Origin of the sequence: Caulobacter sp. (genome assembly GCF_017744445.1) — a bacterium.
GTDB lineage: Bacteria > Pseudomonadota > Alphaproteobacteria > Caulobacterales > Caulobacteraceae > Caulobacter.
Map to the genome: position 1 here is coordinate 412,573 of NZ_JAGIBH010000006.1, position 25,498 is coordinate 438,070.

Genomic DNA, 25,498 nt, shown 5'->3' on the forward strand with positions numbered 1-25,498 from the left:
TCTGATCCCCGGGCTTTTCCGGAAACGGAAGCGTCCGGATCCCGGTAAGGCCTGAATAGGGCCACCTTCCCGGGACGCTGGCGAGCAACGACCGCGCGGAGCGTCGGGCTTCGTCGAAACGGTATTTCACTTCCTTGCTCCGGACGCTGTCCGGCGCTCCGCATCCCTTTCCATCCCTTCAGCGGCCTGCCGCGTGAAGCGGCGAAGCCGTGCGACTGCACGAAGAGGCTGGCGCTCCGCGACCAATACCCCCACACTCATTCAAACGGCCGTTCAGCGGCCCGGCGTCCGAGCGCGATCAACAGCGCGGGGAGATGGAGTAACGGCATGACCAACCGACTTTCGTCCGGGTCGATGGCCAGGTTCGCGGCGCCCGCCGTGCCGATCGCGGCGATGGGCCTGCCGCTCGTGGTGTACCTGCCCGAATACTACATCAACTCCCTGGGCCTCCCCATGGCGACGGTGGGCGCGGCCTTCCTGATCGTCAAATTGCTGGACATGCTGCTGGATCCCGTCCTGGGCGGCATGATGGATCGCACCCGCACCAAGTGGGGCCGCTTCCGCCCCTGGCTCGCCGCCGGGACGCCGGTGATCGCCATCGGCACCTTCGCCCTGTTCATGGCCCAGCCCGGCGTCGGGCCGATCTATCTATGGTTCTGGCTGAGCGTCCTCTATGTCGGCTATTCGATGGTGGTGCTGTCGCAGACCGCCTGGGGCGCGGTGCTGTCCAGCGACTATCAGCAGCGCTCGCGCGTCTATGGCTGGTGGCAGGGCGCCAATGTGGTCGGCATGATCCTGGTGCTGTGCCTGCCGCCGATCGTCACCGGCGTGTTCAAGGGCGATCACCTGGATAGCATCAGCGCCATGGGCTGGTTCATCGTCCTCTTGGCGCCGCTCACCGTCCTGCTGGCCGTCACCACCGTGAAAGAACCCGCCCCGCCGCCGCGCCATGGCGACACCGGGCTGAAGCAGTATCTGAAGCTGCTGGGACGTCCGTCTGTGCAGCGCCTGCTGATGGCCGACCTGCTGATGGGCCTGGCGCCGGGCATCACCGGTACGCTGTTCCTGTTCTTCTTCGAGCGCATGAAGGGCTTCGACAAGACCCAGGCCGGTGTCCTGCTGCTGATCTATTTCATCGCCGCCCTGGCTGGCGCGCCGCTGTGGCCGGCCCTGGCCAAGCGGATCGGCAAGCACCGGTCGCTGCTGGTCGCTTCCCTGCTCTATGCGGCCGTGCAGCTGGCCGTTGTCGTCACCCCGGCCGGCGATGTCGTCATCGGCATGGTGGTGCTGGTCCTGGCCGGCCTGCCCTACTCGGCCGCGCCGCTGCTGGTGCGCGCCATGATGGCCGACATCGGCGACGAGGAGCGGCTGGAGAGCGGCGTCGACAAGACCGGTCTGCTGTATGCGATCGTCACCGGCACCATCAAGCTGGGCTACGCCCTGGCCGTCGGGGTGTTCATCATCCTGGGCGCGTTGGGCTTCGATCCGAAGGTCTCGACGCCCACGGGTGATGCGGCCCTAATCGGACTCTACGCTTTTGCGCCAGCGTTCCTGGGACTGGTGGTCGCGGCGATCATGTTGCGCTATCCGCTGGATGCGGACCGTCTCGCCGAGATCCAGCGCCAGCTCGCGGCGCGGGATGCGGCGCAGGGGGACGCCAAGCCCGCAGCCGAGCCGGAACCGCATGTCCTCCCCGATCAAGTCCCCGCCCCCCGCCCCGCCGAGTGAAGTCTCTCAAAGTGAAGAGGGGCACCCGATCTCCCGCCTCGTGGAGATCATGGCCAAGCTGCGCGATCCGAACGGCGGCTGCCCCTGGGACCTGGAGCAGACCTTCGCGACGATCGCGCCCTACACGGTCGAGGAGGCCTACGAGGTCGCCGACGCCATCGAGCGCAACGATCTGCCGGAGCTGAAGGAGGAGCTGGGCGACCTGCTGCTGCAGGTGGTCTTCCACTCGCGGATGGCCGAGGAGCAAGGCGCGTTCGACCTCAAGGACGTCGCCGCGGCCATCAATGACAAGATGATCCGCCGGCATCCGCATGTGTTCGGCGATCATGCCTACGACGATCTGTCGGCCCAGGTCGCCGGCTGGGAGCAGCTGAAGGCCGAGGAGCGCAAGGCGAAAGCCAAGACCGGCGTGCTGGACGACGTGCCGGCCGGTCTGCCCGCCCTGACCCGCGCCGTGAAGCTGACCAAGCGCGCCGCACGCGTCGGCTTCGACTGGCCCTCGGCCCGCGAGGTGCTGGACAAACTGCGCGAGGAGACCGCCGAGATCGAGGTCGAGATCGAGGCCGGCGACATGGCCAAGGCTCGCGAGGAGCTGGGCGACATCCTGTTCGTCTGCGCCAACCTGGCCCGCAAGCTGGACGTCGACCCCGAAGACGCCCTGCGCGCCACCAACGCCAAGTTCACCCGCCGCTTCGCCTTCGTCGAGGCGGGTCTGGCCGAGCGTGGCAAGACGCCTGACCAGTCCGACCTCGAGGAGATGGACGCCCTATGGAACGACGCCAAGGCGGCCGAGAAGGCCAAGGACTGACGCTTCGGGCGCTGGCCGCTCTCACGACCGCCTGCATCGCCCTGAGCGGCGGCGCGGCCTTTGCCGGCTGCGATGGGCTGGTCGATGTCGGCGGCTACAGCCTGTGGGCCAAGACGCAAGGGTCAGGCCCGGTCACCGTCGCCTTTGAGGCTGGCGGCGGCGCGACGTCAGCGGCCTGGTCGGAGGTCGAGCCACAGGTCCGAGCGCTGGGCGTCACCACCCTGCTCTACGACCGCTCGGGCCTGGGGCAGAGCCAGCTGGCGCCGACGCCCTATTCGATCGAGCAGGAGACCAAGGCCCTGGCGGCCGTGCTGGACCGATGCGGCGTCCAGGGGGCGCGCATCCTGGTCGGCCACTCCTATGGCGGCTACATCGTCGAGCGGCTGGCGGCGCGGGATGCCAAGGTGAAGGGCCTGGTGCTGGTCGACGCCAACCTGCCCCGCCTGATCGATGCGGCTTGGGCCGCTCGGATCCAGGCCCGCTATCGGCCGCAGTACGGCGAGCTGAAAGCCAAGGCGCCGAACCTGGCCAAGGCCCTTATCCCGATGATGGAGGCCTATGCCGACACCGCCGGCGCCATGCGGGACGTGGCCCTGCCCGCCGCGCTGCCGGTCGTCGACATCGTCGCCGAACGCTCCTGGAACGAGACGCCCGCCGAGGGCGAGGCGATGCGGGCGGCGCACAAGGCGTTCGTCGCGCAATCGCCCAACCGCCGCTCGGTGCTCGCGACCGGCAGCGGCCACAACGTGATGCAGGATCGCCCCGACGTGGTGGTCGAGGCGATCAAGAACGCATTGCTTGAGACGGACTAGTGGGCTTCGCCCACGACCGCGCCGGGGTATTGGCGCTCGAAGCGACCCAGGGCCTGACTGTCCAGGCGCGTGACGATCGTGACCTCGCCGTCCGGACCGTCGTAGCGGCTGAGCACCCGGCCATTGCGGTAGATCCAGGCGATGGCTTGGCCGTCTTGGGCCTGCAGCTGAATCTCGACCGGCGGGCTGTCGTCGATCAGGCCGCTGATCCGGCGCAGCAGGGCTTCGCAGCCCTCGCCGGTGACGGCCGAGACCGCCGAAGCGTCCTTGCGACGGGCATGGCCTTCGACGACCTCGCGATCGTCCTCGGGCAGCAGGTCGATCTTGTTCCAGACCTCGACGACGGTCTTGCCCTCGTCGAACGTCACGCCCAGCTCGCCCAGCACCGTCTCGACGTCACGGGCCTGGGCCTCGCTGTCGGGGTTGGCCACGTCGCGGACGTGTAGCACGACGTCGGCCTCCTGCACCTCCTCGAGGGTGGCGCGGAAGGCCTCGACCAGCTCGTGCGGCAGGTCGGAGATAAAGCCGACGGTGTCGGACATGATCGCCGGCCGCCCGTCGGGCAGCTTCACGGTGCGAAGCGTGGGGTCCAGGGTCGCGAACAGCATGTCCTTGGCCAGGACCTCCGCCTCGGTCAGGCGGTTGAACAGCGTGGACTTGCCGGCGTTGGTGTAGCCGACCAGGGCGACGGTCGGGTACGGGACCTTCTTGCGGGCGCTGCGATGCAGGGTCCGCGTGCGGCGCACCTCATCCAGCTCCTTCTTGAGCTTGATGATGTTGTCGCGGATCAGGCGGCGATCGAGTTCGATCTGGGTTTCGCCGGGGCCGCCGGTCGAACCAGTGCCGCCCCGCTGGCGTTCCAGGTGGGTCCAGGTGCGGACGAGGCGCGAGCGCTCGTATTCAAGCCGGGCCAGCTCGACCTGCAGGCGGCCTTCACGCGTGCGGGCCCGGCGGGCGAAGATCTCGAGGATCAGGCCGGTGCGGTCCACGACCTTCACCTTCAGCGCCTTCTCGAGATTGCGCTGCTGGATGGGCGTGAGCTGGTCGTCGAAGACGGCGACGTCGATGTGCTCGACCTCGCAGATCGCCGCGAACTCCTCGACCTTGCCCTTGCCGAACAAGGTCGCAGGCGTCACCGCGCGCAGCGGCGCGATCATCGTCTCGACGACTTCGAGATCAAGCGCGATGGCGAGGCCGACGGCTTCCTCGAGCCGGGCATTGGGATCCCGGGCCTCGAGGGCCGCCTGGCCGCGCAGCTGCCGCGCCGGATGGATGACAAGCGCCTTCAGGATCGGCGCGGCGTGGTCAATCGACCGGGAAGTAGACTTGGACAAATGTCTCTAAATTCAGTCGTCGGAATCGGCGCTGGGCTCGTAGAGCTGCACAGGCTGAGCCGGCATGATGGTGGAGATGGCGTGCTTGTAGACCAGTTGCGACTGGCCATCGCGACGCAGGAGGACGCAGAAGTTGTCGAACCAGCTGACCACGCCTTGCAGCTTGACGCCATTGACGAGGAAGATGGTGAGCGGCGTCTTCGACTTGCGCACGCTGTTCAGGAAGGTGTCCTGAAGGTTCTGTTTCTTTTCGGCGGACATATCGGGGGTTCCCCTCTCATTGTTCTCGGAGGGCAACACGCCCCCCACACAAACAAGACCATGCTAGATGATTTTTCGCCGAAAGCGACAAGCCCTCAGTGAAAATTTCCAACTGGTCGCGCTACCGCAAGCCGCCCCTGTCGAATATTGCTCCGACTTCAGACGGCTTTTTGACGCGCCCGCTCAATATAGAGACGCCGTAGCCGCGTCGCCACCTCGCCCGGCTTTCCATCGCCCAGTTTGACACCGTCGACTTGTACGATCGGCGTCAAAAGCGAGCCGGCGCCGGTGATGAAGGCCTCCTTGGCGCCTTGCGCCTCGGCGATCGTGAAGGGCTTCTCGCTGATCGGCAGGCCGCTCTCGCGGATGACGTCCAGCAGGGTCGAGCGGGTCACGCCGCGCAGGATGTTGGCGTTGGTGTCCCGCGTGCGCAGCACCCCTTCCCCATCGACGATCCAGGCGTTGGACGAGGCGCCTTCGGTGACCAGGCCCATGTCGTCGACGAACCAGGCCTCGATGGCGCCGCGCTCGCGGGCCGCCTGCTTGGCCAGGGCGTTGGGCAGCAGGCCGATCGACTTGATATCGCAACGGCCCCAGCGGTTCTCGGGAACCGAGATCACCGAGGCGCCGGTGGCGGCTTTCTTGTCGGCGGCGGCGCGATCGACCGATTTGGCGGTGATCACGACCGCCGGCAGGACAGCCGGGTTCGGGAAGGCGTGATCGCGCTTGGCGACGCCGCGGGTGACCTGCAGGTAGCACAGGCCCTCCTTGACCTTGTTGCGGCGCACGGCTTCCCGCAACACCAGCAGCAGCGAAGCCTCGCTCATCGGATGGGCGATGCGCAGTTCGTCCAGGCTGCGCCACAGGCGGGCGAAGTGGCCCTCGGCGTCAGCCAGCTTGCCGTCAAACACGGCCCACACCTCGTAGACGCCGTCGGCCAGCTGATAGCCGCGATCCTCGATGTGCACGGCGGCCTCGCCGTGACGCACGAAGCGGCCGTTCACATAGGCGAAACGCGACATCTACTCTTCCTCTTCCGCCCGGGCGCCAGCCACGCCCAGGGACTTGAGCTTCCTGTGAAGCGCCGAGCGCTCCATGCCGATGAAGTTGGCCGTGCGCGAGATGTTGCCGCCGAACCGCAGGATCTGGGCGTTCAGATATTCGCGCTCAAACAGCTCGCGAGCCTCGCGCAGCGGCAAGGCGATGATCCGCTCGGCCCCGATGGCGCCGGCATTGCCGGCGCTGGGCTGATCCGAGCCCGACAGCATCTCGGCCGTGATCAGGTCGCCCGGTTCGCCCGAGGCCAGGATCAGCATGCGTTCGACGTTGTTGCGCAGCTGGCGGACATTGCCCGGCCAGGTCTGGACTTGCAGCGTCGCCAAAGCGTCCTCGCCCAGACGGCGGCGTTGCAGGCCAGTGGCCTCGCTGATCCGCTCGACGAAGAAGTTGATCAGCTCGGGGATGTCCTCGCGGCGCTCGGCCAGGCCCGGCACGCGGACCGGGACCACGTTCAGGCGGTGGAACAGGTCTTCGCGGAAGCGCCCGCCGGCGATCTCGTCGCGCAGATCGCGGGAGCTGGACGAGATGACCCGCACGTCGACCTGCACGTCGCTGTCGCCGCCCACGCGGCGGAAGCGCTGTTCGACCAGCACCCGCAGGATGCGCCCTTGAGTCTCGCGCGGCATGTCGGCGACTTCGTCGAGATAGAGCGTGCCGCCGTGGGCGCGTTCGAACACGCCAATCTTGCGCGGACGACCGCCCTCGCCTTCTTCGCCGAACAGTTCGACGTCCAGGCGCTCGGGGGCCATGCCGGCGGCGCTGACCGCGACGAACTCCTGCTTGGTGCGAGTGCTGGCGCCGTGGATCAGGCGCGCCACCAGCTCCTTACCCGAGCCGGGCGGACCCGAGACCAGCACGCGGCTGTTGGCCGGCGCGACCTTCAGGATCAGCTGGCGCAAAGCCTGGGCCGGGGCCGACTTGCCGATCAGGCTGTCGGGGGCCAGCGTCTGGGCGCGCAGCCGGCGGTTCTCGCGACGCAGCCCCGCCGCCTCCAGCGCTCGCTCGACGATCAGCAGCAGCCGGTCGGACTTGAAGGGCTTCTCCAGGAACTCGTAAGCGCCGCGCTTGATGGCGCTGACGGCGGTTTCGATGTTGCCGTGACCCGAGATCATGATCACCGGCAGGTCGGCGTCCAACTGCTTGACCATGTCCAGCAGCTCAAGGCCGTCCATGCCCCCGCCCTGCATCCAGATATCCAGGACCAGCAAGGCCGGCTTGCGCGCCCGGATGGCGGCCAGGGCCTGGTCGGAATCGGCGGCCGTGCGGACCGCGTAGCCTTCATCCTCCAGGATGCCGGCCACCAGCTCGCGGATGTCGGCTTCGTCATCCACCACAAGAACATCGGCGCTCATATCATCTCCTCAACGCCACTTTGGTCCGCGCTATTGGGGACCGCGGCGTGCAGTCTCGCGGTCGTCGGAAACTTCAGGATCACGCGGGCTCCGGGGAGCGCGCGTGCGTCGATCAGGGCCAGGCTGCCGCCATGGTCCTCCATGATCCGCTTGACGATGGCCAGGCCAAGGCCCGTGCCCTTCTCGCGGGTGGTCACATAGGGTTCGGTTAGGCGATCGCGGTCCTTGGCCGGCAGGCCCACGCCATTGTCCTCGATCGTCACGCACAGGTCGTCGGGGTCCGAGGTCAGGATCGCGGTGATCCGGCCCGGCAGCTCGGGCTCCAACGCCCGCCGACCGCCGACCGCCTCACCGGCGTTCTTCAGGATGTTGGTCAGAGCCTGGCCGATCATGCGCTGGTCGCAGGTGATCCAGACATCGCCCTCGCCCGGCTCTTCCATCTTCACCTCGATCTCGGCGTCCTGGAAGCGCTGGGCGAAGACCGCCTGACGCAGCATCTCGGTCAGGTTGGCCGGCTCGAAGCGCGGCGCCGGCATCCGGGCGAAGGCCGAGAACTCGTCGACCATCCGACCGATGTCGCCGACCTGGCGGATGATCGTGTCGGTGCAGCGGTCGAAGGTCTCCAAGTCGCTGGCGATCTCCTTGCGGTACTTGCGGCGCAGGCGTTCGGCCGATAGCTGGATCGGGGTCAGCGGGTTCTTGATCTCGTGAGCGATGCGGCGCGCCACGTCCTTCCAGGCGGCATTGCGCTGGGCGGCCATCAGGCGCGTGATGTCATCGAAGGTGAGCACCAGGCCCTCGGCCACGTGACCGGCGGCGCGGACCCGCAGGCGGCGGGTCTCGCCTTCGCGCATGATGTCGACCTCGACATCGGTGTCTGGGCGGCTCTCCTGGAGGGCTTCCATCACCGTCTCGAACTCGGGCGCCAGCTCGACCAGATCGACGCCCAGAGCGTCGTCAGGCAGGCCCAGCAGCGTCACAGCACGGCGGTTCACGGCCGAGACCTTGCCGCGCTCGTCCAGGCTGACGACGCCCGCGCTGACGCCCGACAGCACGGTCTCGATGAACTGGCGGCGGCTCTCGGCGTCCAGGCTGGCAGCCCTCAGCGCGGCCTGCTGCAGCTGCAGCTCGCTGGTCATCATGTTGAAGGCGTTGGAGAGCGCGCGGATTTCCTCGGGTCCGGTGTCGGCCTCCACGCGGGCGTCCAGATCGCCGCCTGACACGCGGCCCGCCGCCTCGACCAGTCCGGCCACGGGACCGGCGATCGAGTTGGCGGCGGCGATACCGACCCAGATCGCGGCCACCAGCACCAGCAGCGCCGTCTCCAGATAGCTGAGGCCGAAGATCGCCTGGATCCGGCCGCGGCTGCGCTCGGCGTCGCGGTACGAGACCAGAGCGTCCTGGGTCTCGATCAAGTGGTTCAGGATGCCCTTCTCGATCGGTCGGACCACATAGAGATAGGCGTCGGGGTAGGCGTTCAGTTTGTAGAGCGCGCGAAAGAGGTCGGCGGACACAAAGCGTTGAGCGGTCACCTCCCCGCTGTCCGTCGCCGCGAAGCTGGACGGCGGCGGCGCCAGAAACGGCGGCGTTTCACCGATCTCGGCCCTAGCCAGGATGCGGCCGTCACGGTCGAGCACGTAAGCGGCGGCGAAACCTGCGTCCTTGGTCTGCTCAGCCAAGAAGTGACCAAAGGCCACCGGCGATTGAGCCAGCGTGGGCGCAGCCTGATTAAGGATCGTGGCCATCGGCCCGATGTGCTCGGAGATGTATTTGGTCTGCTGTTCGACGTACGAGTTGGCGACCTTGGCCGAATTGCCTACCACGGTCTGGACCCGCTGGCTGAACCAGCCATCCACGCCTCGGTTGACCAGCACGCCGAAAAACAGCGCCACGATCACCGCCGGCGCCACGGCCGCCAGCGAGAACAAACCCACGAAGCGAAGGTGCAGGCGGGCGCCGGCGTCGCTGGCCCGGGCGTCGATCAGGTCGTAGAGGCGCAGGCCCACCACGGTGGCCACGCCCAGGATCAGCACCAGGTTGAAGCTCAGCACCACCAGGATGACGGTGGAGGCCGTGCTGATCGAATCGGTTCGGGGCGGCGACGACGCCAGGGCGACGCCCGCGACGGTGAGGATCACCGCCAGCGCATAGCCCCCGCCGATCAGGTAGCGCGACCGCAGAAGCTCCCGCCACCAGGCCCGGCTGAACCGGGCCGGCGGGCTCTCCGATCCCGTCGCGTAAGCCACTGAAGACATCGCCGGAGAGTTTAGGAGCGTGTGTCCTAAATTCAACAGCTATGTGCTGATAAAGCTTCAGCGCTAGCGACGCCCGCGAGTCATCTCCACGCCCAGGTCCTGGATCTTCTTGCGCAGGGTGTTGCGGTTAAGGCCCAGGATCTCGGCGGCGCGGACCTGGTTGCCGCGCGTGGCCGACAGGGTCAGCTGGATCAGCGGACGCTCGACCTCCTGCAGGACGCGGTCATATAGGCCGGCCGGCGGCACGCCGTCGGGCTGGTCGGCGAAGTGAGAGGCCAGGTGACGCTCGACCAGGGTAGCCAGGGTGACCGGCCCCTCTTCCGAACGCACCGCCGGGGTGTGGTCCTGCAGCTCGCGATCGACGATGCGGGCGGTGATCAGCTCTTCGGCATAGAGGGCGCACATCCGGCGCATCAGGTTCTCGAGCTCGCGGACATTGCCTGGCCACGGATGGGTCTTCAGGCGGTCCAGGGCGCTCTGGTCGATGGTCTTGGCTGGCAGGCCCTCACGAGCGGCGCGCAGCAGGAAGGTGCGGGCCAGGTCCGGAATGTCCTCGGCGCGGTCGCGCAGCGGCGGCAGGCGCACCGGGGCGACATTCAGGCGGAAGAACAGGTCTTCGCGGAACAGGCCCTGCTGGATCAGGCCGCGCAGGTCGCGATTGGTGGCGGCGATGATCCGCACGTTCGGGCGACGGCCGGTCTTGGGATTGATCACCGGCTCGGTGCCGTCGATCACGCGAAGCAGGCGGGTCTGGGCGTCCAGCGGCATGTCGCCGATCTCGTCCAGGAACAGGGTGCCGCCATCAGCCTCGACGAGGCGGCCGTTGTCGCCCTCCCCGCGTCCGAACAGCTCGGCCTCGACACGTTCACGCGGCACGGCGGCTAAGTTCAAGACCACGAACTTGCCGTCACGACGGCGACCCAACTCGTGCAGGGCGCGAGCGACCAGCTCCTTGCCGGTGCCGCTCTCGCCCAGGATCAGGACGGTCAGATCGGCCCCGACCAGGCGGGCGATGGTGCGATAGACCTCCTGCATCGGCGCCGAACGGCCGATCAGCGGCAGGCGCTCGTCGCGCATGGCGCGGGCCTGGGCCTTGGATGCCTCGGTGTCGGCCGGACGCGACAGGGCCCGACGCGCGGCGGCGGTGACGTCGTCCAGGTCGAAGGGCTTGGAGACGTATTCGAACGCGCCGGCATCGGCGGCGTTGACCGCCGTCAGCAGGGTGTTCTGAGCGCTCATCACGATGATCGGCAGCTTGGGCCGCTCCTTGCGGATGCGCGGCAGCACGTCGAACACATTCTCGTCGGGCATCATCACATCGGTGACGACCAGGTCGCCCTCGCCGTCCGTGACCCACTTCAGCAGCGTGGTGGCGTTGCCCGTGGCGCGGACTTGATAACCCAGGCGCGTGAAGGCCTGGCTGAGCACCAGACGCACCGAGCTGTCATCGTCGGCGATCAGGATCTTCTTGCTCGCGGCGTTCATGCTCAGGCGTCTCCGGTAGGTTCAGGCGCAACCGGCAGCAGCACGCGGAAAACGGTGCGGCCGGGTTCGGATTCGAAGTCGATCAGGCCGCCGTGGGCGGTCACGAGCTTGGTGACGAGCGCCAGGCCCAGGCCCGTGCCGTTGGCCTTGGTAGTGACGAACGGCTGGAACAGGTGGTCGCGCAGAGTGGACGGCACGCCGGGACCGTTATCGATCACCTTGACCTCGATCGGCGCGCCGCTGGCGGCCTTGCCATTCGCGCCGCGCACCCGCACGCCGGGACGCCAGGCGGTGTGGATCGAGATCACGCCGCGATCGTCGCCGCGCATGTGAGCGGCCTCGGCGGCGTTCTTGGTCAGGTTCAGGAAGATCTGGATCAGGTGATCCTCGTCGCCCCAGACCGGCGGCAGTGAGGGATCGTAGCTTTCCTTCAGCTGCAGGCCGTCGGCCACGCCGTTGGCGACCAGGGCCCGGACGCGGTCCAGAACCTGATGGATGTTGACCGGCTCGCGCGGGGTCGGAACCTCGTCGGAGAAGGCCTCCATGCGGTCGACCAGCCGGCGGATGCGGTCGGTTTCGTCGACAATCAGCTGGGCCAGAGGCTGGTCGACGGCGCTGGCGCCGGTCTTCAGCAGTTGGGCGGCGCCACGGATGCCGGCCAGCGGGTTCTTGATCTCGTGGGCCAGCATCTTGCCCAAGCCTACGACCGAGCGCAGGCCGGCGGCGTCGGCCGCCTTGTCGACGCCCAGCACGCCCTTGACGTGCAGGGTCAGCAGCACCGAGCCGTCGCCCAGGGGGGCGGCCGCGCCGTCAGCCTCGAATGGCGGCTGGCCGAAAAGGTTGACCTCGACGCCATGCTCGCGAACCAACGCCCCTTCGAAGATCGCCCGGTCCAGCAGCGAGACTAGCACTGAGCCCGGCGGCAGGGCGGCGCGGAAACGGCCGCGCGCCAACAGCGACAGGCCATGGCCGAACAGGGCCTCGGCGGCCTCGTTGACCGCCACCAGTCCGCCTTCACGGTCGACCACCAGGGCCGGCTCGGGGCTGAGGTCGAAGGCGGCGGCCTTCAGGGCGTCGGGCGTAACCCCTCCCAGGACGCGGGCGCGGTCGGTCATGCGGCTATTCTCCCGCCCGCCAGCCACAGGTCGCGCAGAGCGACCTCCACGGCGGCGGGATCTTCAAGACGGCACAGGCTCGCGCGAGCCGCCCGACGCGCCTCGGCCGTTTCCGGCCCGGGCGCGGCCTCGATGTACGAGGCCAGGTGCTTGCGGAACATCTTCAGGCCCAGCCGCTCGCCATAGAACGAGAGGCTGCGCCGGAAATGGGTGAGCGCGATGGCCAGGCGCTCTTCGGCCTGCGGCTCTTCGAAGCCGCGACCTTCAAGGGCGGCCTCGATCGCGCCGGCGATCCAGGGGCGACCATAGACGCCACGACCGATCATCACGCCGTCGGCGCCGGACTGCTCCAGCGCGATGCGGGCGCTGTCGCCATCCGTGATGTCGCCATTGACCAGCACCGGCACCGAGACGGCCTTCTTCACCGCTGCCACAGCGGTCCAATCGGCGACGCCCTTGTAGAACTGATTGCGGGTGCGGCCGTGCACCGTGATCGCCTTGGCCCCGACGGCCTCGGCGCGGCGCGCGATATCGGGCGCGTTCAGGCAGTCGACGTCCCAGCCCAGGCGCATCTTCACCGTCACCGGGATATCGACGGCCTCGACGGCGGCGGCGACCAGGGCCTCGGCCAGGTCAGGCTCGCGCATCAGGGCCGAGCCACAAGCCACGCCTTTGGTCACTTCCTTGGCCGGGCAGCCGAAATTCAGGTCCACGATCTGAGCGCCGGCATCCTGAGCCATGCGCGCGCCCTGGGCCATGAAATCGATGTCACGGCCAACCAGCTGGATCACCGTCAGCGGCATCCCCTCGCCCACCGCGGCGCGGCGCACGACATCGGGTCGCCCCTTCGCGAACTCCGCGCTGGCCACCATTTCCGTTGCCACATAAGGCGCGCCGAGCGCCGTGGCGGTTTCTCTGAAGGGCAGATCCGAGACCCCGGTCATGGGCGCGATCCACACCCGACCAGGGACCTCGACCCCGCCGACCTCGAGCTTGTTGCTCATTTTGTGATCATCCCCGTAGCTACCTTTTTAGGCATATTGTTGCAGCGCCGTAAAGCCCGCTTCGACTGGACATCGTTGGCCACCGGACTAAACAGCCGCCATGACCTTTTCCGCCGTGATCGTCGCCGCCGGCTCGGGAACCCGCGCCGGACCCGGCCAGGCCAAGCAATGGCGGCCTGTCGCCGGCAAACCGGCCTTGCGCTGGTCGGTCGAAGCCTTCTTAGCGGGCGGCGCCTCGGACATTGTCATCGTAACGACACAGGATGGCGAAAAAGCGCTGAGCGAGATCCTGCGGGGGCTCACAAGTTGGCGCACCGCGCCGGGCGGCGCGACTCGAGCGCAGTCGGTGCAGTCCGGCCTGGCTGCCCTTGCCCACCGTCCTGGCGATGAGCCCGTTCTGATCCACGACGCCGCCCGTCCCTTCCTGACCGGTGCGACCATTCAAGGCGTGCTGAAGGCTCTGGAGACCGCCGACGCTGCGCTCCCTGCCCTGCCCGTCGCCGACACCTTGAAGCGCGCCGAGCCCGGCCAGAACCCGACGACCACGTCGCGCGAACATCTCTGGCGCGCCCAGACCCCACAGGCGGCGCGCCGCGACACATTGCTGGCCGCCTACGCCGCCTGGACCGAGGGTGAGCCCACCGACGACGCCCAGGTGGTGGAAGCCGCCGGGGGGCACGTGGCCATCGCGCCGGGCGATCCGCTTTTGATGAAACTCACCTATCCCGAGGACTTCGCCATGGCCGAACGGCTCGCCGGCGCCGCGCGCATCACCCGAGTCGGCCAAGGCTTCGACGCCCACCGCTGGGGGCCGGGCGAAGAAGTCTGGCTGTGCGGCGTGGCGATCAAGCACAACGAGACCCTGATCGGCCACTCCGACGCCGACGCCGGCCTTCACGCTCTGACCGACGCCATCCTGGGCGCCATTGGAGAGGGCGACATCGGCGACCACTTCCCGCCGACCGTTCCGAAATGGAAGGGCGCGGCCTCGGACCAGTTCCTGATCCACGCCGCCGACCTGGTGACCGCCAAGGGCGGGTCGATCATCAATGTCGACGTAACCCTGATCTGCGAGCGCCCCAAGATCAAACCGCACCGCCAGGCGATGCGCGAGCGTCTGGCGGAGATCCTGGGCCTCCCGCTGGACCGGGTCAGCGTCAAGGCGACCACGACCGAGAAGATGGGCTTCACCGGTCGCGGCGAAGGCCTGGCGGCGTCTGCTGTCGTATCGGTCGAGACACCGGCCTAAGCTAGGTCCACGAATCCGGAGGCTTCGATGTTCCCGCTGGAAATCCAGACCCTGGCCCGACTGCTGATCGACGAGGCGCGCGGCAAGTCGCTGCGACTGGTCGCCGCCGAGAGCTGTACCGGCGGCCTGGTGGCTGGCGCGATCTGCTCGATCTCCGGCGCGTCTGACGTCTTCGAGCGTGGCTTCGTCACCTACACCAACCGCGCCAAGTCCGAGATGCTGGGCGTGCCGGGCGACCTGATCGCCGACCACGGCGCGGTCTCCGAACCCGTGGCGCGGATGATGGCCGAGGGCGCGCTGGAGGCCAGCAACGGCCATGTCGCGGTCGCCATCACCGGCATCGCCGGCCCGGGCGGCGGCACGCCGATGAAGCCCGTCGGCACGGTCCACTTCGCGGTCGCCCGCGCCAACCGGTCGGTCGTCCACCGGCACGAGCGCTTCGACGGCGAGACTCGCGAAGCGGTGCAGCTGGCGGCAGTACAGACGGCGCTAGAGATGCTTCGCGAGGCGGTGGCCTAGTGCCCGAGACCGCGCCCAGCGACTGGAGACGCTTCGCGGGCGTTGGTCTTTCGCAGAAGGCGCTGAAAGCCGCGGCCGCCCGCAAGACCGAGATCCGCCACGCCATCCGCGTCTCGGCCGCCGTCGGCGCCGCCTTCACCCTCGCCACACTGCTCCGCCTGCCACAAGGCTATTGGGCCGTCTTCACGGCCGTGATCGTGGTGCAGGCCAGCCTGGGCGCGACCATCACCGCCTCGATCGAGCGCTTCATGGGCACCGTTGTCGGGGCTTTAGCCGGGGCAGCCGCGGCCTACCTCCATACGAAGTGGCCCGAGTTCGGCGGGATCATCCTGTGCGTGACCGTGGCGCTGCTGGCGTTCGTCGTCTCGGTGCGGCCGGCGTTGAAGGTCGCGCCGGTCACGGCTGTGATCATGCTGATCGGTCAGGCCACCCACATGGATCCGCTGATCGCCGCCAGCCTGCGCGTGGCCGAGATCACGGTCGGCAGCCTCGTGGGTGTCGCCGCCACCCTGCTGATCTTCCCGGCCCGCGCCCATGCCTCGGTGGTCACCAGCGTCCAGAAGATCGCTGGCCTGCAGGCGCACATTCTCGATAGCCACGTCCTGACCCTGCGTGGCACGCCGGGCCCGACCGACTACCTGAAAGCCCAGGACGACCTGCGCGCCGCGCTGGCCAAGCTGCAGACCGGCATGACCGAGGCCGATCGCGAGAACGCTAGCAAGCTCAGCGAGCGCTCGGTCTCGGAGGCGATCCCCCGCACGCTCTGGCGCCTGCGCAACGACACGGTGATGGTCGGCCGCACCCTGCATGAGCCCCTGCCCGCTGCGAGTCTAGCGCCCGCCGCCGCAGACATGCTGGAGGCGAGCGCCAAGTTCCTGCGCGCCACGGCCGACCTGCTGGCCGGCGGCCCTCGTCCGGATCGCGTCGCCTTCGCGGAGGTCCATCAGACCTTCCAAACCTGCGTCGAGGGCCTGCGTAAGCAGGGCCTGACCCGCGAACTGGAGTTCGACGACGCCGCGCGGGTGTTCGGCCTGGTCTTCGCCATCGAGAACCTGTTCGGCAACCTCGGTGACTTCGAGGAGCGGATCGAGGAAGCGCTGAAGAAGGACTAGGCCTTTACGCCGTAGACCTGCCTGGCCCGATCCTCGAAACAGGCGATCAACTTGTTCGCGGCCTTGTCGATATTGGCGGCCAGCATGGCGTCCAACAGGGCGGCCTTGAAGGCGAAGTCGATCACGAACTCGACGCGGGTCGCCTCACCTTCAGCCACGAACCGCCAGCCGTTCGAAAGGCGCTTGAACGGGCCGTACAGCAAGCTGACATCGATGCTCAGCGCCTCGCTGTCACGGCGCACGCGGGTCGCGAACTTCTCGCGCAGGAACGAGAAGCCGACCTGGGCCTCGGCGTCGACCGTGCTGACCGCGCCATCAATGCGGCCGTTCCAGGTGCGCATGGCGGTGATCCACGGCACGAACTTCGGATAGGCCTCGACGTCGCCGACGAGCTCGAACAGCTGCTCGGGCGCGTACGGCAGCACGCGCGTCACGACATGACGATGCACAGCGTTTACGCCGTGCGGGCGTCGAGAGCGCGGCGGGCGGCCTGTAGCTTGGCGAAGTCCTCGCCCGCGTGGTGCGACGAGCGGGTCAGCGGGCTGGACGAGACCATCAGGAAGCCCTTGGCGCGGGCGATCGCCTCATAGGCCTTGAACTCTTCCGGCGTCACGAAGCGGTCGATGGCCGCGTGCTTGCGGGTCGGCTGCAAGTACTGGCCGATGGTGATGAAGTCGACGCCGGCCGAACGCATGTCGTCCATGACCTGCATGACCTCCTCCTTGGTCTCGCCCAGACCGACCATCAGGCCAGACTTGGTGAACTGGGAGGGATCGCGCTGCTTCACGCGGTCCAGCAGGCGCAGCGAGTTGTAGTAGCGGGCGCCCGGGCGGATCTTGAGATACAGCCGCGGCACGGTTTCGAGGTTGTGGTTGAAGACGTCCGGGCGGGAGTCGATGACCACGTTCTCGGCCCCTTCCTTGCGTAGGAAGTCGGGCGTCAGGATCTCGATGGTGGTGCCGGGCGACATGGCGCGGATCGAGGTGACGACCTCGGCGAAGTGACGAGCGCCGCCGTCCAGCAGGTCGTCGCGGTCCACCGAGGTGATGACCACGTGCTTGAGGCCCATCTTGGCGACGGCCTCGGCCACGCGGCGCGGCTCGTCCGGATCCAGCTGTGTCGGCAGGCCGGTGGTGACGTTGCAGAAGGCGCAGGCGCGAGTGCAGATCTCGCCCATGATCATCATGGTCGCGTGCTTCTGGCTCCAGCACTCGCCGATGTTCGGGCAGGCGGCCTCCTCGCAGACCGTCGTCAGCTTGTGCTCGCGCACGATACCCTTGGTCTCGTTATACTGGCCCGAACCCGGGGCGCGCACGCGCAGCCAGTCGGGTTTGCGGAGCACCGGGGTATCGGGGCGGTTCTGCTTTTCGGGATGGCGCGCCGCCCGGTCTTCCGAGCCGCGAGCCTTCAGCGTGTCGATCACCGTGGCCATGGCGCCTAAATCGGTCTTCTTGGCCTCCGGATCAAGCGCTTGATCTTGCTTAAGGCGACGATGCGCGAAATGACTGTTCAGGTATGCGTCGCCGCCTTCTTGCTATCACCCTGGCTTTGGCCGTTTCCGCCTGTGGCGACGGCGGCTCGCGCGCGCCCTTTGCCGACACCCGGACGCCGCCCTCATTGGGCGCGCGTTTCTATCCGCCGCAGGGCTGGAGTTGGGGTTATGTCCGCAGCGGCGAAGGCAAGGTGCAGCGCTACGGCGTCGCCGCCCCGCCGGTGGCGCCGCGCGCTACGCTGCTGATCCTGACCGGCTATGGCGAAAGCGCCGAGAAGTGGTTCGAGACCGTCTCGGAGCTGAATGCCCAGGGCTTCACGGTCTGGGTCCTGGAACGCCAGGGCCAGGGCGGCTCCGAGCGCTCTACGCCCTGGCGGGATCTTGGCCACGTCGACAGCTTCGATCCCGATGTCGCCGCCGTCCGCGCACTGACCCGGGGCGTCATCCGACCGGCAGGCGATATCCCGTTCGTTATCATCGGCCACTCGGAGGGCGGCCTGGTCGCGTTGCGCGCCGCCGAGCAGGGCCTGGGCATGGACGGCCTGGTCCTGACTTCGCCGGCTTTCGGCCTCAGCGCCCTGCCCCGCTCGCGCGCCGACTTCACGCGGTTCACGCCGGCCATGCGGACCTTGCGCCTGGGCTGGATCCGCACGCCAGACCAGGCGGGCTGGAAGCGCGAAGGCCCTGATGGCGTCCAGTTGGGGCTGACCCACGACCAGCAGCGCGGCAAGGTCCAGGCGGCCTGGATGCAGGCCAATCCCGACCTGCGCATGGGCGGACGCAGCCTGGGCTGGTTCGCCGCCTTCTTCGACGCCTCCGAAGCCGCCGCCCGCGACATCCGCAAGACCGCCGTCCCGACCATCATGCTGGACGCCGGCCAGGACAAGGTGGTCACCGCCACGCCCCAGAGCCGCCTCTGCGCGGCGATGATCGACTGCAAGGAGACCCGCTATTCGGCGGCGGGCCATGACCTGCACATGGAATCGGACGCCGTTCGCGGGCCCTGGCTGACCGCCATCGTCGATTTCACCCGCGCCCGGATGACCGCCAAGGCCTTGCCCCGCAAGGGCTGAGCCTCACGCATTGTGACTCTTTCTTGCAAAGCCGGACCTTCCTCGGCAGACTCGACGTTTAGGAACGAGAGCGCGCTTTCGCTCTTCGGGGAGGTTTCGCCGGGATGCCGGTAGCTTACGACGTGCAAGCTGGTCAGAAGGCCATCTTCGACGCCCTCATCGACGCCCGCGACAAGTACGGCGCCAAGAAGCCGATCCTGGAGGACCAGGATCGTAATCCGCTGACCTATACGGACCTGATCCGGGCCAGCTTCGCGCTGGGCCGCAAGATCGCCGGCATGACCAAGCCGGGCGAGAACGTCGGCGTGCTGCTGCCGTCGGGCTCGGGGTCGGTGGTGACCTTCTTCGCTCTGCACGCCTTTGGCCGCGTGCCGACCATGCTGAACTTCACGGCGGGCCTGCGAAACATCAAGGCCGCGGTGAAGCTGGCCGGCGTCAAGCGCGTGCTGACCGCCCACAAGTTCATCGAACTGGGCAAGCTGCACGACATCGTCGACGCCATAGGCGAACACGCCGAGATCACCTATCTGGAAGACGTGCGTGGCACGATCGGTCTGCCGGACAAGCTGTTCGCGGCCGCCGCCGGCCTGTTCCCGCGCCAGTTCCGCGCCCCGGCCAAACCGTCGGACAAGGGCGTCGTCCTGTTCACCTCGGGCAGCTTCGGCGCGCCGCGTGGCGTAGTCCTGACCCAGGCCAACCTAGTCTCCAACGCCCAGCAGATCGCCGCCCATATCGCGCTCGATCCGGCCTGGGTGTTCTTCAACCCGTTGCCGGTCTTCCACTGCTTTGGTCTGACCGCCGGGGTGATCCTGCCGATCATGACCGGCATGAAGGCGTTCCAGTACCCCTCGCCGCTGCACACCAAGCAGATCCCGCCGCTGATCAAGGATGTCGGCGGCTCGGTGCTGCTGGCCACCGACACCTTCGTCAACCAGTACGCCCGCTCGGCCGAGAGCGACGAGCTGTCGGGCCTGAAGTTCATCGTCTGCGGCGCCGAGAAGGTCCGCGAAGAGACGCACAACATCATCGCCGAGAAGTTCGGCGGCGTGCCGGTGCTGGAAGGCTATGGCGCGACCGAGGCCTCGCCGGTCATCGCGGTCAACAAGCCCGAAGACAATCGCCGTGGCACGGTCGGCGGCCTGCTGCCGGGCCAGGAGTGGAAGATCGAACTGGTCGAGGGCATCCCCGAAGGCGGTCGCCTGCTGGTGCGTGGTCCCAACATCATGTCGGGCTATCTGCGCGAGGACGGCGGCGTCGACGCCCCGGAAGGCGGCTGGCACGACACCGGCGACGTGGTCACGGTCACCGACGACCTGTGGATCACTATCAAGGGCCGGGTGAAACGCTTCGCCAAGATCGGCGGCGAGATGGTCTCCCTGACCGCCGCTGAGGACCTGGCCTCGGCTGTGTGGCCCAACGGCCGTCACGCCGTGATCTCGATGCCCGACAAGAAGAAGGGCGAGAAGCTGATCCTGGTCACCGACTGCCAGGCGGCGGCCGTCACCTCGCTGGTGGCGCACGCCCAAAGCGTCGGCGCGCCCGAACTGGCCGTGCCGCGCAAGATCCTCAAGGTGCAGGAAGTGCCCGTGCTGGGCAGCGGCAAGACCGACTATGTCGCCATCCAGCGCATGGCCGAGACCGACAGCGCCGCCGCCTGAGATATCTGAATCGTATCCCTCGATAGGTTTGGCTAGCGTGGTCGAGAACTCGACTCACGCTGGTTCAAAGAGGGAAGAAGAAATGGAACGTCTCGCCGTCTGGTCGCCGCGCGTCCTCAGTCTACTGAGGATCATCACCGCCCTGCTCTTCATGGAGCATGGGCTGATGAAGCTGTTCCACTTCCCCGCCGCCCAACCCGGTGCGCCCAGCCCGCTTCCACCGTTGCTGGTGGCCGCCGGCGCACTGGAGATCTTCGGCGGCGCTCACATCCTGCTGGGCCTGTTCACCCGCCCGTTCGCCTTCCTGCTGTCGGGCATGATGGCGGTAGCCTATTTCATGGCTCACGGCAGCCAGGGCTTTTGGCCAGCGCTGAACGGCGGCGAGCCTGCGATCCTGTACTGCTTCATCTTCCTGTACCTGGTCTTCCAGGGCGGCGGCGAATGGAGCATCGACGCCCAGATCCGCAAGAAGCCTTAGAAGCTGCCGCCCAGGGCTTCCAGCTCGGCGCGGAAGCCCTGCTTGCGGCTGTGCATGGCGCGCAGATCCGCCACGAAGGCCTGATGGTCGGGATATTCGCCGAAGTCACCGATCATCACCGACAGCGACTCCGCCTCCAGCAGCTGCCGGGCGGCCTCGGCGTAGCGCGTGGCCACGCCATACGTCAGCACGTACTGGATCGAGGCCCGCAGCAGCAGGCTCGCGGCCATCGGATAGCCGCCTTCCAGCCGGCGGGCGGCTTCGGTCATCAGGGTGTCGTCGGCGCCGTTGATCTCGCCGGCGCGGGTCAGCACCAGGCGTGAAGCGGCCGGCAGGTCTGGCCAGGAGACCAGGAACGCCAAGGCGCGATCGAACTGCGGAAAGCGCTTGGCGACGGCCTTGGCCTGGTCCTCGGCCTCGACATCGTCGAAGTCCGGCAGGCCCTTGAGATAGGCCCGCAGACGCGGGATCGACAGCGTCCGCTCAAACTCGGCCCAGCGGCGCTTCTGGGCCTCGTCGTGATGGCCGGTGGCCTCCAGGGCGTCCAGCATCGCCTCTTCCCAGGCCGAGCGCTCTTCCAGCGAGCTTTGATGGCGACCGCCCTTCTCGCTTGGCGCGCCAGCGTGGAGTGTGGCCAGTGCGTCTTCAGGGCGACCGGCCTCAAGCAGGCGGCGAGCGATCTCGGCCGAGACCAAAGGCGTCCTGCGCAATTCTGGCGCGAAGGTAGCCTCGAAGGCGTCGACATCGCCGCTGGCGTCGGCCAGGCGGCGTAAGGCGTCGCGATAGACCGCCGTGCGGGCGTCGCGGACTGTACGGGCTGCCAGCAGTTGCTCCAGGGTCTTGCGCAGGTGCTCCTGGCCCCTCTTGCCCAGCGCGGGGCTGAGGGCGTTCACGACCGGTCCGAACTGGGTGTAGTCGTCGCGGCGCAACAGCCTGGCGATGCGGTCGGCCAGAACGATGGGATCCGGCAGGGCCTGGGCGGCGATCGCGCCGATGCCGTCGCGAGCAGCCAGGAAGACGTCGCCGATCGGCCCTTCGGCCTGGCTGAGGCGATCCAACGTGGGTGTCGCCAGATCCAGGAGATCCAGCATCAGGTCGAGGGCGGCGTTGGCGTCGTCTTGCGCCAGCCGCTCGATCATCCCGCGATGCAGGTCAAGGTCTTTGGCGAAAGCCGCGCGCTTGCGCCAGTTGATGCGCGACGAGGACTTGCCGACCGTCGCAAAGCGTTTTGCGATCTCCAGCGCCAAACCTTCGGCGTTGGACTCGGCGAACAGCTCTAGCCGCAGCACGCGCTTGACGTGGCTGTCGCTGGAGAGGTCGAGCAGGATGGCGGTCAGACGCTCGGGACCCAGGTCGACCAAGTTGGCCTCGGAAAGGGTCGTCTTGGACCCCTTCCGCGCCTTTGGCTTATCACCCGTCGTCGTCGCGGCCTTGCGCGCCATCCAATCTCCTAGGCTACCCTAGATGTGCAGGACGCGGCCGTAGGCGTCCAGCGCGGCTTCGTGCATGGCTTCCGACATGGTCGGATGGGCGTAGACGATGCCGTGCAGGTCTTCCTCGGTGGCTTCCAAGGTGATCGCGGTGACGAAGCCCTGGATCATCTCGGTCACTTCGTGGCCGATCATGTGGGCGCCGATCAGGGCGCCGGTCTTGGCGTCGAACACGGTTTTCACGAAACCTTCGGTCTCGCCCGCGGCCACGGCCTTGCCGTTGACCTTGAACGGGAAGCGACCCGCCTTGACCTCGATGCCGGCCGCCTTGGCGCCAGCTTCGGTATAGCCGACCGAAGCAACCTGCGGGTTGGCGTAGGTGCAGCCCGGGATCGGCGAGTTGACGTTCGGGGTCTTGTAGCCGGCGATGGCCTCAGCGGCGTGGATGCCCTCGTGGCTGGCCTTGTGGGCGAGCCAAGGGCCGCCGGCGATGTCGCCGATGGCGTACAGGCCCGGGACGTTGGTCTTGCAGTGCTTGTCGGTCACGGCGTGGCCGCGATCCAGGTTCAGGCCGACGGCGTCCAGGCCTTCGCTGTTCGGAGCGATGCCGACGGCGACGATGCACTTCTCGGCGGTCAGCTGCTCGATCTTGCCGCCGACATCGACGGTGACCGAGACGCCGTCCTTGGTCTTCTCGACCTTGGAGACCTTGGCGCCGATGCGGAACTTGATACCGCGCTTCTCGAACGCCTTCTGGGCGGCCTTCGAGACCTCTTCGTCTTCCACCGGCATGATGCGATCGATGGCTTCGACGACGGTCACCTCGGCGCCCAGGGCGCGGTAGAAGCTGGCGAACTCGATGCCGATGGCGCCCGAGCCGATCACGACCAGCGACTTGGGCATGGTCTTGGGCGCCAGGGCGTCACGATAGGTCCAGATCTTATCGCCGTCCGAGACCGCGCCGATCGCCGGGATCTCGCGAGCGCGGGCGCCGCTGGCCAGGATCACGTTCTTGGCCTGGACCGTACGGCTGCCGCCGGCCTTCAGGGCGATGACCAGCTTGGGAGCCGGATTGCCCTTCTCCAGCTTGGCTTCGCCCTCGATCACTTCGATCTTGTGCTTCTTCATCAGGAAGGCGATGCCGCCCGACATCTGCTTGGCCACGCCACGCGAGCGCTCGATGATCTTGGTAAAATCGAACGCGGCGCCCTGCACCGATAGGCCGTAGCCGCCCAGATGCGACAGCTGCTCGTAGATCTCGCCGGACTTCAGCAGCGCCTTGGTCGGGATGCAGCCCCAGTTCAGGCAGATGCCGCCCAGGTTTTCACGCTCGACGATGGCCGTCTTCAGGCCCAGTTGGCTGGCGCGGATCGCGGCCACATAGCCGCCAGGACCGGCGCCGATGACGACGACATCGAATTCCGTGGACATGTCTTCTAACCCCTAGCTTTGGCGCCCTTCCGGGGGAGCGGAGAGCGCCGATCGACCGGTCTTGGGGCCGGTCTGGGAGAAACTAAAGCAGCGCCTCGACCGCGACCTTGAGGTCCTCGGGCTTCACCGTGGGCGCGAAACGTTCGACGACCTCGCCATCCTTGCCGATCAGGAACTTGGTGAAGTTCCACTTGATCGCCTCGGTGCCCAGCAGGCCCTTCTGTTCCTTCTTGAGGAACTTGTAGAGCGGGTGAGCGTCAGCGCCATTGACGTCGATCTTGCTCATCACCGGGAAGGTCACGTCGTAGGTCAGCGAGCAGAAGTTCGCGATCTCCTCGGCGTTACCCGGCTCCTGAGCGCCGAACTGGTTGCAGGGGAAGGCCAGGACCGTGAAGCCACGGTCCTTGTGGCTCTTGTAGAGCGCCTCGAGGCCTTCGTACTGAGGCGTGAAACCGCACTTGCTGGCGGTGTTCACGATCAGCAGCACCTGGCCGCGATAGTCGGCCAGGCTCACGTCCTGGCCGTCCAGCGTCTTGGCGGAGTAGTCGTAGACCGACATCGTCCCTCCCCGCTCCCGATCAGACGATCAGGGTCAGCGGCTCTTCGATCAGCGGCTTGAAGGCCGCCAGGAACTTGGCGCCGACCGAGCCGTCGACCACGCGGTGATCGCAGGTCAGGGTCACGGTCATGACCGTGGCGACCTTGATCTCGCCGTTCTTGACGACCGGACGCTGCTCGCCCGCGCCAACGCTCATGATCGCGCCTTGCGGCTCGTTGATGATCGAAGCGAACGACTTGATGCCGAACATGCCTAGATTGCTGATCGAGAAGGTGCCGCCCTGGAATTCCTCGGGCTTCAGCTTCTTGTCCTTGGCGCGCTGGGCCAGGTCCTTCATCTCGGCCGAGATCTGGGCCAGGCCCTTGGTTTCGGCCTTGCGGATGATCGGGGTGATCAGGCCGCCTTCGACGGCCACGGCCACCGCGATGTCGGCGTTGTGGTGCATCGCGATGCCTTCCGGCGTGTACGAGGCGTTGGCTTCCGGCACCTGCTTCAGGGCCACGGCGGCGGCCTTGATGACGATGTCGTTGACCGAGACCTTCACGCCCTGCTTCTCAAGCAGACCGTTGATCTTGGCGCGCGCCGCCAGCAGCGCGTCGATCTCGAGATCGATCTGCAGCGGGAAGTGCGGCACGTCGCGGAAGCTTTCCGTCATGCGGCGCGCGATGGTCTTGCGCATGCCGTCCAACGGGATCAGGTCGTACGAGCCGGCCGGGATGCCCATCTGCTCCAGCGACTGGACCTGACGCGGCGCGGCGGCGGCCGGAGCGGCAGCGGCGGGCGCAGCGCTCGGAGCGGCCTTGGCGGCCGGAGCGCCCGACTTGGCGGCTTCGACGTCGGACTTGATGACGCGGCCGTGCGGGCCGGTGCCCTTGATACCTTTCAGGTCCAGGCCGGCGGCCGAGGCCAGGCGGCGGGCCAGCGGCGAAGCGAAGACGCGCGAGCCGTCAGCCGCGACCGGAGCGGCTGGCGCGGGAGCCGCCGGGGCAGCCGCGGCCGGAGCCGGCACAGCGGCGGCAGCCTTCGGCGCTTCGGCCTTCGGAGCCGGCGCGGGGCTTTCGCCCTCGCCCGCCAGCTTGGCGATCAGGGCGTTGACCTTGACGTTCTCGGTGCCGGCGTCGACCAGGATGGCTTCCACCACGCCTTCATCGACGGCTTCGACTTCCATCGTCGCCTTGTCGGTCTCGATCTCGGCGATCACGTCGCCGGCCTTGACGGTGTCGCCGACCTTGACGTGCCACTTGGCGAGGGTTCCCTCCTCCATGGTGGGCGACAGGGCGGGCA

General features: G+C 67.6%; 22 protein-coding genes and 1 pseudogene. 9 read left to right on the forward strand and 14 right to left on the reverse strand.

Features of this window, described 5'->3' with window-relative positions; all coding sequences use genetic code 11:
* Window positions 1–327: 327 nt before the first annotated feature.
* Genes J7528_RS11820 through J7528_RS11830 form a run of 3 tightly spaced genes read left to right on the forward strand, consistent with a single transcriptional unit; the run spans window position 328 to window position 3,348 of the window.
* Window positions 328–1,728: an MFS transporter gene (locus tag J7528_RS11820; protein WP_291874337.1), complete on the forward strand. Its 1,401-nt coding sequence runs from the start codon at window positions 328–330 to the stop codon at window positions 1,726–1,728.
* Entirely contained in the window at window positions 1,685–2,536 is an 852-nt protein-coding gene (gene mazG, locus J7528_RS11825) for a nucleoside triphosphate pyrophosphohydrolase (RefSeq protein WP_291874340.1), read from the forward strand. Before J7528_RS11820 ends, mazG begins: the two co-directional genes overlap by 44 nt.
* Window positions 2,497–3,348, forward strand: coding sequence for an alpha/beta hydrolase (locus tag J7528_RS11830; RefSeq protein ID WP_291874342.1), 852 nt, complete (start codon window positions 2,497–2,499; stop codon window positions 3,346–3,348). Before mazG ends, J7528_RS11830 begins: the two co-directional genes overlap by 40 nt.
* On the opposite strand, the gene hflX is transcribed toward J7528_RS11830, so the two are convergent.
* The 8 genes from hflX to dusB form a co-directional block, all read right to left on the reverse strand.
* A complete protein-coding gene (hflX, locus tag J7528_RS11835) occupies window positions 3,345–4,682 on the reverse strand; it encodes a GTPase HflX (RefSeq protein WP_291874344.1) in 1,338 nt (445 codons plus the stop codon). The genes J7528_RS11830 and hflX overlap by 4 nt on opposite strands.
* Before the next feature lie 12 nt (window positions 4,683–4,694).
* Window positions 4,695–4,943, reverse strand: coding sequence for an RNA chaperone Hfq (gene hfq, locus J7528_RS11840; protein WP_013079113.1), 249 nt, complete (start codon window positions 4,941–4,943; stop codon window positions 4,695–4,697).
* Window positions 4,944–5,101: 158 nt separating this feature from the next.
* On the reverse strand, window positions 5,102–5,965 hold the full coding sequence (locus tag J7528_RS11845; protein ID WP_291874362.1) for a D-amino-acid transaminase: 864 nt from the start codon (window positions 5,963–5,965) through the stop codon (window positions 5,102–5,104).
* On the reverse strand, window positions 5,966–7,354 hold the full coding sequence (ntrX, locus tag J7528_RS11850; protein ID WP_291874365.1) for a nitrogen assimilation response regulator NtrX: 1,389 nt from the start codon (window positions 7,352–7,354) through the stop codon (window positions 5,966–5,968).
* On the reverse strand, window positions 7,351–9,609 hold the full coding sequence (locus J7528_RS11855; protein WP_291874367.1) for a PAS domain-containing sensor histidine kinase: 2,259 nt from the start codon (window positions 9,607–9,609) through the stop codon (window positions 7,351–7,353). The genes ntrX and J7528_RS11855 overlap by 4 nt, the downstream gene beginning before the upstream one ends.
* Before the next feature lie 63 nt (window positions 9,610–9,672).
* Window positions 9,673–11,094 (reverse strand): sigma 54-interacting transcriptional regulator, encoded by a 1,422-nt coding sequence (locus J7528_RS11860; RefSeq protein ID WP_291874370.1) that lies wholly within the window; start codon window positions 11,092–11,094, stop codon window positions 9,673–9,675.
* Between the two features lie 2 nt (window positions 11,095–11,096).
* The gene (locus tag J7528_RS11865) at window positions 11,097–12,209 is read right to left on the reverse strand and encodes a nitrogen regulation protein NR(II) (protein ID WP_291874373.1); all 1,113 of its coding nucleotides are present in this window, start codon (window positions 12,207–12,209) and stop codon (window positions 11,097–11,099) included.
* Window positions 12,206–13,213: a tRNA dihydrouridine synthase DusB gene (dusB, locus tag J7528_RS11870; RefSeq protein WP_291874375.1), complete on the reverse strand. Its 1,008-nt coding sequence runs from the start codon at window positions 13,211–13,213 to the stop codon at window positions 12,206–12,208. The genes J7528_RS11865 and dusB overlap by 4 nt, the downstream gene beginning before the upstream one ends.
* 100 nt (window positions 13,214–13,313) lie before the next feature.
* On the opposite strand from dusB, the gene J7528_RS11875 reads away from it, so the two are divergent.
* The 3 genes from J7528_RS11875 to J7528_RS11885 are packed head-to-tail and all read left to right on the forward strand — an operon-like array spanning window position 13,314 to window position 16,093.
* On the forward strand, window positions 13,314–14,462 hold the full coding sequence (locus J7528_RS11875) for a bifunctional 2-C-methyl-D-erythritol 4-phosphate cytidylyltransferase/2-C-methyl-D-erythritol 2,4-cyclodiphosphate synthase (protein WP_291874378.1): 1,149 nt from the start codon (window positions 13,314–13,316) through the stop codon (window positions 14,460–14,462).
* Window positions 14,463–14,489: 27 nt separating this feature from the next.
* The gene (locus J7528_RS11880; protein ID WP_291874380.1) at window positions 14,490–14,981 is read left to right on the forward strand and encodes a CinA family protein; all 492 of its coding nucleotides are present in this window, start codon (window positions 14,490–14,492) and stop codon (window positions 14,979–14,981) included.
* Complete coding sequence (locus J7528_RS11885) at window positions 14,981–16,093, forward strand: FUSC family protein (RefSeq protein ID WP_291874382.1); 1,113 nt, start codon at window positions 14,981–14,983, stop codon at window positions 16,091–16,093. The genes J7528_RS11880 and J7528_RS11885 overlap by 1 nt, the downstream gene beginning before the upstream one ends.
* On the opposite strand, the gene J7528_RS11890 is transcribed toward J7528_RS11885, so the two are convergent.
* Both J7528_RS11890 and lipA read right to left on the reverse strand, forming a co-directional pair.
* Window positions 16,090–16,542 (reverse strand): SRPBCC family protein, encoded by a 453-nt coding sequence (locus tag J7528_RS11890; RefSeq protein ID WP_291874386.1) that lies wholly within the window; start codon window positions 16,540–16,542, stop codon window positions 16,090–16,092. The genes J7528_RS11885 and J7528_RS11890 overlap by 4 nt on opposite strands.
* Window positions 16,543–16,547: 5 nt before the next feature.
* Window positions 16,548–17,525, reverse strand: coding sequence for a lipoyl synthase (gene lipA / locus J7528_RS11895; RefSeq protein WP_363269743.1), 978 nt, complete (start codon window positions 17,523–17,525; stop codon window positions 16,548–16,550).
* Between the two features lie 83 nt (window positions 17,526–17,608).
* On the opposite strand from lipA, the pseudogene J7528_RS11900 reads away from it, so the two are divergent.
* From J7528_RS11900 to J7528_RS11910, 3 genes and pseudogenes are all read left to right on the forward strand, one after another.
* Window positions 17,609–18,629: pseudogene (locus tag J7528_RS11900) on the forward strand (alpha/beta hydrolase).
* 133 nt (window positions 18,630–18,762) lie between these two features.
* Complete coding sequence (locus J7528_RS11905; protein WP_291874388.1) at window positions 18,763–20,316, forward strand: AMP-binding protein; 1,554 nt, start codon at window positions 18,763–18,765, stop codon at window positions 20,314–20,316.
* A gap of 82 nt (window positions 20,317–20,398) precedes the next feature.
* Window positions 20,399–20,794, forward strand: coding sequence for a DoxX family protein (locus J7528_RS11910; protein ID WP_291874390.1), 396 nt, complete (start codon window positions 20,399–20,401; stop codon window positions 20,792–20,794).
* Here the strand turns inward: J7528_RS11910 and J7528_RS11915 are convergent.
* The 4 genes from J7528_RS11915 to J7528_RS11930 form a co-directional block, all read right to left on the reverse strand.
* Window positions 20,791–22,236 carry a DUF6880 family protein gene (locus J7528_RS11915; protein WP_291874393.1) on the reverse strand — a complete coding sequence of 482 codons (1,446 nt, stop codon included), beginning with the start codon at window positions 22,234–22,236 and terminating at the stop codon, window positions 20,791–20,793. The two genes, J7528_RS11910 and J7528_RS11915, sit on opposite strands and share 4 nt — an antisense overlap.
* Before the next feature lie 18 nt (window positions 22,237–22,254).
* Window positions 22,255–23,655: a dihydrolipoyl dehydrogenase gene (gene lpdA / locus J7528_RS11920; protein WP_291874396.1), complete on the reverse strand. Its 1,401-nt coding sequence runs from the start codon at window positions 23,653–23,655 to the stop codon at window positions 22,255–22,257.
* A gap of 82 nt (window positions 23,656–23,737) precedes the next feature.
* Window positions 23,738–24,214, reverse strand: coding sequence for a glutathione peroxidase (locus J7528_RS11925; RefSeq protein WP_291874399.1), 477 nt, complete (start codon window positions 24,212–24,214; stop codon window positions 23,738–23,740).
* Between the two features lie 19 nt (window positions 24,215–24,233).
* Window positions 24,234–25,498: pyruvate dehydrogenase complex dihydrolipoamide acetyltransferase (locus J7528_RS11930; protein WP_291874402.1), on the reverse strand; the 1,265-nt coding region annotated here is incomplete at its 5' end.